7 protein-coding genes and 1 pseudogene are annotated in these 7,979 nt (G+C 63.7%); all 8 read left to right on the top strand.

Annotated features, from left to right (window positions below; all coding sequences use genetic code 11):
• Nucleotides 1-582: pseudogene (locus Q1V87_RS09155) on the top strand (TerC family protein); the annotation flags it as partial.
• 122 nt (nucleotides 583-704) lie between these two features.
• Nucleotides 705-3,746 carry an FtsK/SpoIIIE domain-containing protein gene (locus Q1V87_RS09160; protein ID WP_300591893.1) on the top strand — a complete coding sequence of 1,014 codons (3,042 nt, stop codon included), beginning with the start codon at nucleotides 705-707 and terminating at the stop codon, nucleotides 3,744-3,746.
• Nucleotides 3,739-4,134, top strand: a complete 396-nt coding sequence (locus tag Q1V87_RS09165) for a hypothetical protein (RefSeq protein WP_300591895.1) — start codon at nucleotides 3,739-3,741, stop codon at nucleotides 4,132-4,134. Before Q1V87_RS09160 ends, Q1V87_RS09165 begins: the two co-directional genes overlap by 8 nt.
• 1 nt (nucleotide 4,135) lies before the next feature.
• Entirely contained in the window at nucleotides 4,136-4,600 is a 465-nt protein-coding gene (locus tag Q1V87_RS09170) for a hypothetical protein (RefSeq protein ID WP_300591897.1), read from the top strand.
• A 26-nt stretch (nucleotides 4,601-4,626) separates the two neighbouring features.
• On the top strand, nucleotides 4,627-6,372 hold the full coding sequence (locus tag Q1V87_RS09175) for a hypothetical protein (RefSeq protein WP_300591899.1): 1,746 nt from the start codon (nucleotides 4,627-4,629) through the stop codon (nucleotides 6,370-6,372).
• On the top strand, nucleotides 6,369-6,944 hold the full coding sequence (locus Q1V87_RS09180) for a hypothetical protein (RefSeq protein ID WP_300591901.1): 576 nt from the start codon (nucleotides 6,369-6,371) through the stop codon (nucleotides 6,942-6,944). Before Q1V87_RS09175 ends, Q1V87_RS09180 begins: the two co-directional genes overlap by 4 nt.
• Before the next feature lie 56 nt (nucleotides 6,945-7,000).
• The gene (locus Q1V87_RS09185; protein ID WP_300591903.1) at nucleotides 7,001-7,534 is read left to right on the top strand and encodes a hypothetical protein; all 534 of its coding nucleotides are present in this window, start codon (nucleotides 7,001-7,003) and stop codon (nucleotides 7,532-7,534) included.
• A gap of 14 nt (nucleotides 7,535-7,548) precedes the next feature.
• The coding region (locus Q1V87_RS09190) for a hypothetical protein (protein ID WP_300591904.1) at nucleotides 7,549-7,979 on the top strand (431 nt) is incomplete at its 3' end.

Consider the following 7,979-nt stretch of genomic DNA (forward strand, 5'->3'; position numbering starts at 1 on the left):
AAGCTCGAGGGCGCCGAAGAGGAACACGGCGAGGGCTCGGGCGGCCGCAAGGGCGTGAGCTTCGGATCGGTCATCGCGCAGATCCTCTTGCTCGACATCATCTTCTCGCTCGACTCCGTCATCACGGCGGTCGGCATGACCTCGAACATGGTCATCATCATCACCGTCGTGGTGCTCTCGTTCGGCATCATGCTCTTCGCGTCGCGGTTCATCTTCGCGTTCGTCAACGCGCACCCGACCGTGAAGATGCTGGCGCTGTCGTTCCTGCTGCTGATCGGCGTCTTCTTGATCGCCGAGGGCTTCCACATCAAGATCGACAAGGCCTTCATCTACGGCCCGATGGCCTTCGCGATCTTCGTCGAGGCCCTGAACCTCACGTACTCGTCACGCAAGGCGAAGCGCGAGCAGAAGAAGCGCCAGGCCGTGCAGCTGCGGCCTCAGTACCCGGATGTCGACGAGTCGGCCGCGGTCGCCGCGGCACTGTCGAAGGATGCCGCCTCCGGCTCCGTCGGCCTGTCGCGCAAGCCCGTGGTCGGCGAGGGGGATGCGGCGTCTGCGCCGCGCCGGGAGGGGCTCGGCTGAGGATCAGTCTGCGGGCTGCAGGACAGACAGCGAACGCCCGGCCAATAGGAGCCAAACTGCTTTGACACCCCTCCAAACCTGACAGTACGGTGTGAATCACTCACAAGGTCGGGGGTGAGAAGATGTCCGCAGGATCGTCGGGGACGCCCCGGCGGGTGCTTATCAATGGTATTCCCGCTGGAGCAGCGCCTGAGGCGGCCGAGCGTTCTCCTGCAGTGATTCCACGGCTGCGGGCGAACGACGAATCAGTCCCGCCCTGGAAGCGTCCGCTGTGGGGGGGCGTGCCGACCGGCGCGGAATCCGTCAACCGCCCGACTGAGGCGTTTGATCTGGAATCGCTGGAACGACGGATCGCGAACAACTCGGCGCAGTTAGCGGCTGATGCCGTGAGGCTCTCGGCGCAGATGAGTACGGTTGCAGCGGCCTTTTCAATGGCCCGAGACCAGGCTCTGCGTGCGGAGCAGGAGGACTACGACCGCGCGCGCGGACGAGCTGACGCCGTGCATCGCCAAGCCGTTTCGGACGCCGACATGGATATCGCCCAGGCGGCTGCGTCGGCCGTTGCCCGCATCCATGACGTTGTCCGGATGCTGGCTCCGGGCCTAGCGGGGGAGTCATGGGAAAGCGATGGCATCCTCTCCGCTCCCGTTGCAGCGGGACCGGCGGACTATGTCCGAATCGGAACAGCCCATGTTTCCCGTGGCGAGGTTCCGGCGCTGACCGCGCTGCAGCCGGCGCGAGGGTGGTACGTGTCGGGCGATCCCGCAGAGGGATTGGACCTCGTCTTCGACGCCGTCCTGAGGCTGGCGCTGCAGTCGCCGACGCAGAATCTCGCGATCGAGGTCTTCGACCCTCGTTCGACGGCGCGAATGGCCCCGCTCGCGCCGCTTCGCGAAATCAACCCGGCAGCATTTCCCTCTCCTGCCGCCGACGGCGATGCCTTCCTTCGCCGACTCGACAGTCTCATCGAGTCGCGGGTAGCCAGCAACGCCGAGGGAGTGATTGCGGCGGGGGCGCGGTCCTTGACGGAATTGTGGAGGAACGAGCAGATGCCTGAGGGGGTGCTGAGCGTTGTCGTGGTGCTCAGCTATCCGTATGGGGTCAGCGAGCGGCTCCACGATGTGCTACTTCGACTCTCGGAGATGCGGCCCAGCGCTGGCGTTGTCGTCCTCGTCCAGGAGGACGCGCAGGCGCCGTCGCAGCGGGGAGTCGAACCTCTAAGACTTCGTGAGCGGCTACAGGCAGTCACAGTCGATGGAGGCGCTGTGACTGCCTCCGACTTCACTGACCGTGCCCAGGCTACGCTCGATCGGCCGCCGACGGCCCAGGCGGTTTCACGGTCGCTCGAAAGGCTCAGGGAACTGGTCTCAGGCAACACCGGCCCGACGATTCCACTGGAGGAGTTGATCTCGGAAGATCTCGCGGACCTTTGGCGCGAGTCATCCCTGGAGGCTGTCGAGGCGACGATCGGGCGCCAGGGTCGCAACGAGTTGAGGATCTCGTTGCGAACCGAGAATCCCGCTCACCCGAACCTGCTCATCGGCGGGGCGTCGGGGTCGGGCAAGTCGAATCTGATCCTGGGCATCGTGTACTCCCTTGCCGCCCGGTACTCGCCCGAGGAACTCGAACTCATTCTGCTCGACTTCAAACAGGGGGTCGAGTTCAGTACGTTCGGCCCGGATCGAGCCGGGGAGAATTGGCTGCCCCACGTGAGCGTGCTGGGGCTCGAATCGAACCAAGAGTTCGGTCTCGCAGTGCTCAGATATGTCGACGCCGAACTGGAACGACGCTCCCGACTGTTCAAGGACGCGGGCGTCGCTGACATCCTCACATACCGCAGGAAGACGGGCCGCGTGCTACCGCGAATGGTGATGGTCATCGACGAGTTCCATGAGATGTTCACTGGCGTCGATGCGCTCACGGATGCAGCGGTCGGGCTGTTCGACCGATTCTCACGGCAGGGCCGCTCTGCCGGTGTTCACATGATCCTTGCGTCGCAGACGACCTCTGGGGTCGTCGCCCTTCGCAGTAAGGGGGATGCGATCTTCGGACAGTTCCCCTTGAGGCTGTCGCTGAAGAACTCTCCTCAGGGATCTGAGGAGATCCTTAGTAGCCGCAATTTCGCTGCGTCGGAACTGAGGCATCGCGGCGAGTTCATCTGGAACAAGGAGCTCGGCTATGAGCGAGCGAACCAGCGCGGTATCGCGGCTTACGTGGACAAGCCGCGCTTCGCTGGAGTGCAGCAGCGGTTGTGGAAGCGCGGCCACGGTGCGCCACCGATAGTCTTCTTCGGCAAGCGATTGGCCGACTGGGATCGCCTCGCGCTGGATGAGCTCAGTCTGAGGGCGAACGCGCGTGACCCGCTTCGCCTGTGGGTTGGCCGTCCGATCGCCGTTTCTCGGAAGGTCGAAGAACTCGTCGTGCGCAACGAGCGCGATCAGTCGGTGGCCATCGTCGGCCAAGACGATGAGCACGAGCCGATCGTCCCGGGGCTCATCTCCGGAATTCTGCATTCCGCTGCCCGCCAGCTAGGTCCCGACGATGAGATCGTGATCGTATCCGGAGGGTCCGACTCCGTGCCCGCATGGTTGCCGTCCCTGGATAAGCGCCCGGGTGCGCGAGTGCGGCACATTCCGGCACGTCACGCGGCAGGGTACCTGCGAGACGAGATCGGCGGGCGGGTCCGGGAGAGCCGCGGTTCGATCCTCCTTGTGGTGCTGGGCGCCTCCCGAATCCCCGACCTGGATCTCGTCCCGGAGGCCACCTCCGGTGAGACGAACGCGGATCCTGTGTCCGAGTTCGTGCTCCCAGACTTCGGTGCGGCGTTCGCGGCGTCACCCGCAAGCCCTTCTGCGCGCGATGTCCTCGTCAGAACCGCTCGGGAAGGCGCGCTCAGCGGGGTCCACCTGGTCACACAGTGGCCCAGCGTGAGTGTTGCGAAGGACGTCTTCGACTATGGCTTGAAGGGAATCGGCGCGTTCATCACGGTCCGGCTCGGCCTCGACGACTTGCGCGACCTCACGGGAGACGTCAGGGCCCGGGTCGACGGAGAGCCGAGGATCGGTGTGATCGACAGGAACGCCGACTCCCAGTTGAAGGTCGTCATCCCCTTCGAGCCGTGGGCGGCGGAACTCGAGAGAGGAATGGTTGAGCGTGATGAGTGACTATCAGAACTACGTGGAGATGGTCGAGCTCCTCGCCAACGCTCCCCGAGTTCAGGAGGAGCGTCACAGTCAGGCGTCTGCGTATAGAGATGAAGCCGTGCGAGTGGCGCAGTCGAGTCTTCAGCGAGCGCAGCACGAGTGGGCGATGCGCGAGCGTGCAATCGGGGAAACCGACACCTTGGTGAGGCACCTGGTGCAAGACGCGCGAGTGCGCCCGGCTCTGTCGCAGGAAGTATCGATGATGAACCCGAGCCAGCTCGATGAGTCGTTGGCCCAGATCAGGAGTGACGCGGAGACCGCACAACAGGCGGTCCAGTGGATTGCTCGCGAGACGGCCCGGGCGATCGCTGAACGGCGGCGCCGCGGGCTGCCCGAGGGAGGCTACTGAGATGGCCTTTTTCAGGAACCGAGGCCAGGAGTTCATCGAACGAGGCGGGCGGGGCCGTCAGGGCGACACGACCCTTCCCGCGCGGAGTATTGCTACGGATGCTCAGCTGATCGCTCGCAGATCGATGCGGAGTGCCGACATCGTCGCGTCGATGAAGATCCTCGACTCGGCACCGAACGAACTGGCGGCGAGGGAGATCGCCGAGTGGCTCAACGGAGAGTTCGAATCGCGCGGAGGCGGCGCGCTGCTGGGTCTGTTCGGCCACTGCTATCTCGGGCATCCGTACGCGGATCACCTGATGACTCTCGACGGATCGATCATCCGTCACTTCACTCACGCGGAGCCGGTCCCCTCTGGATTCGAACCCGCGCGTTCTCTCGCCGTGACTGACGCCTACGCGTACATAGAGGTCTACGCGGATGGCCAGATCATCCCTGTCCGCCCCGATGGCATTCCCGCCGCATAGTTCACCCATACGTTCAAGGAGGCCTCATGGCTGGTGAAATCTCGATCGATCTCAGTCCGGTCTTTCGACAACTGCAGCAGTTGGAAAACCAGGTCACCCACACGATCCAGGTCGAGGTCGGCGGACTCAGGTCTGATCTGGTCAGGACCGATCAGAAGCTTGAGATCCTTCGCGCTGCGTTCGAGGACTATGTCAATGAAGCCCGACGTACCGCAATCGTTCAGCGCGCAGAGACCAAGCTCAGCGGTCTGAAGGACGACCTCGAGCGCGAGTACGGTCATTACCAGGCGGTGCGGCGCGCGTCGATCGGAATCCTTCAGGCCTTCGACGTGGGAAACGTGAGCAACCACACCGTCACCCAGGTCAGCGAGGAACTGATGATTCAGACCCCCCGCTACTGGCTTGCTCCGGCGCTCGTGGCACTTGCCGCGTGGTCGAAGGACAACGAAGAGATAGCGAAGATCTCCGTCGAGGAGGCATTCCGGAGAGACCCTCGCAAGACCTCCATGTTCTTCGCCCTGGTATTGCGGAGGCAAGGCCGGGAAGAGCTCGCTGTTCGGTGGCTGAAGCACTACCTTCGGGGACAGGATCCGCGCGGACTCGGACGGCACTTTGCGGTGATCTTCGAGTCGCTCGCGCAGGGTGCGTTTGGTCCCGCTGGAGCGCAGTTCGCGGGTGATCAACTGGCCTCATGGATGGAGCAGCTCCGGCAGGACCCTGAGCTCGTGGATAAGCAGGTACAGGACTGGCGCTCGTACGCCGAAGTCTCGGGCCTGTTCTTGCACGATGACGAGTACCCGAATCTGCGGAGCTTCTGCCCCGAATGGCCGCTTCTCAAAGAGCTGATCGAGGCATCGTCATCCCTTCCCGTGCTCATCGATCACTTCCGCAAGATCCACGAGGGCGTCTTCGCCGCACAGGGCGGCACTATCGATCAGTTGGATGAGCTTCTCGAGCAGCTCGTCACGAACTACGACGAGGAGGAACTCCCGCTTCGGCGCGACATCGCCATGCAGGAGGCGATCATCGAGCAAGACGGCGATCTCGACCGAGCTCTGGTCCAGGCGGAGGTCATGGATGAGGCTCTCGCAACCACGATCGATGCGTTGAGCCTGCAGACGTTCGTCGCCATGGAGCCGGAGCTGCTTGCCGTGAGTCCTCGAACGCAGCAACTGGCAGTCGGTGCGACCCGGGGCGAGATCGAATCGGGCATCAGCCAGTTCGTCGCGAACTACCGGAGCAAAGTACCGACCTGGGTGCGGGTGGTGCTGGGTGCGGACCACACTCCGTGGGCGAGTACGTACGGCTTTCCTGGCTGGGAGACCCGCTCGGATGTTTCGGATGCAGACTCGGTTTCCTCCCTCCGCCGACACTGGGAGGAGACGTTCGAGAAGTACATCGATGCAAGGAGGGTCAAGCCGGCGAAATACGTGCTCGCCGGGGCAGCGGGGCTTTTCCTGTTCATCGTCATGCTCCTCCTTCATCTGTGGGTGCTGGCGCTGATCTTGTTGGTGCTCGTGGGCGGTCTGGCCGGAGGGCTGTGGATGATCGCGAAGAAGCGTGCCGAGAAGGACATCGCCGAGCTGGAACGAAATCGGGAGCGAGCCATTGCGGACTCGGTCGAGCTATACCGCTTGACGATGAAGGAGTTCTACGACGCCAGCCAGGACTATGCGGAATTCGATCAGCGCGAGACGGAGCTCATTGGGCTGCTGAGAATGTGGCAGATCGGTGTTGCGTTCAACGCCAACGAGGCAGGGGCAGACAAATGACCGGGGCATCAGCGGAGCAGTACCAGCGAGCGCTCGACCGCTATGGGCAGCTGGAGGCGGAGTACAACAGCCTGCTCGGCCAGGCTGCCGCTGGAGACCAAGCCGCACACGCGGCGGCGGACCAGAAGCTCGTGGAACTCCACGCCCAGCACGCAATAGTGACCCGGGCCTTTGAGGAGTTCAACGCCACGCCTTCCGCAAGCCCGTCCGAGGCGGAGCCGGCTGCGTCTGGGTACGACGTCGGGTCGGCGCCCTCTGACCCGCCCCTGCCTGGGGGCTATGACTTGGCGCCGGTGGTCACACCGGTCACGCCTTCGCAGCCGATCTATGACGCTTCCGCGCCCACCTTCATTCGACGGCCCTCTCCGGTGAACATGGTTCCGCGCCCTCTGGAGGAAAGTGCCGACTCACCTCTTACCGTGATTCGTCGAGACCTCCTGGCGCCGCGGGCCGCCACGACCTCGGCATCCATCGGGCGCGATCGACGGATCGCGGGTGGGTTGCCCTCCTGGTCGCCCGTCCCCCCGGGTGAACAGCTGGTGACCCGTGCCGGCGATTCCCGATCGCGATGATCTTCGGCCAGCGACCGGATTCGGTCAGGCCAGGTGCCGGACCCTATGAAGCCTGGATGTCGGCGCTCCGGCTGTGGCCAGACAACCCGTCCGTTCTGGCGACGCAAGATCTTCCGCCGCTTGACGTCTCAACGTTCGACCGCCAGACCTGGGGGGATGTGCAGCGAGCGATCAACGACGCGCTGGAGAGTTTCATGAGGAAGTGGAGCAGCGAACTCAGCGCCGCCATCGGTCGCGCGCCAAGCACGCACGAGCTTGCGAGGTCCCTCGTGGCGCAACGACAGCGGCTCAGGCCGCGCTTCGAGCTCATCTACGATGAGCGGCTCCCCGAGCCGATTCGCGATGCACTCTACGCAGGCTTCAGCGCGGACCTGGCAGACCTTCAGAGACAGATCGAACAGAGCCTCTCGACCGAAGTCGCTGCAGGCAGGTCCCTGCGCACTGAGAACGACCGGTTGCTGCGAGTGGTCCGGGAAAACACTCTGGTGCGGGCGTTGGATGATTATCCGAGGCCCACTTCTGCAACGACAACCGAAGCGGCGGAGCCACATAAGAGGGCGCGGCTCTTTTCACGCTCCGCAAGGAAGTAAGGAACGACGACCCCATGCCTGCATTTGCCGAGACCCGAGAGCTCGTTCGCAACTACCTCGCCGCGCGGGTTCCCCTGGTGGTGATTCGCTCGATTGAGTTGAACCGGTGTCTGTCGTTGATCGCGTCTGTCGCCGCAGAGTTCAAGACGATGCCGTTCTACCTGCAGAGCCGCACGGAGGGGCTGAAACAGCTCCCCAGTGGTCAGCAAGTTTCCGACGACACATCATTGGCAGCGGCCATGGAGTACGCGACTTCACTGTTTCGACGGACCGAGTACGTGAACTTCGCGTTCACCGATATCGAAGATCTGATGGACGAGTCCTCGACCTCACGACACCTTGCGGAACTCGCACGGCTCGCGGAGACAAAGGCTGGCACGGTGATCATCGTCAGTGACAAGCCCGTCTGGAGCGGGTTGGGCCGACTCGGGATGAGCGCCGAGCT

It is taken from the genome of Microbacterium sp., assembly GCF_030149085.1.
Lineage (GTDB): Bacteria > Actinomycetota > Actinomycetes > Actinomycetales > Microbacteriaceae > Microbacterium.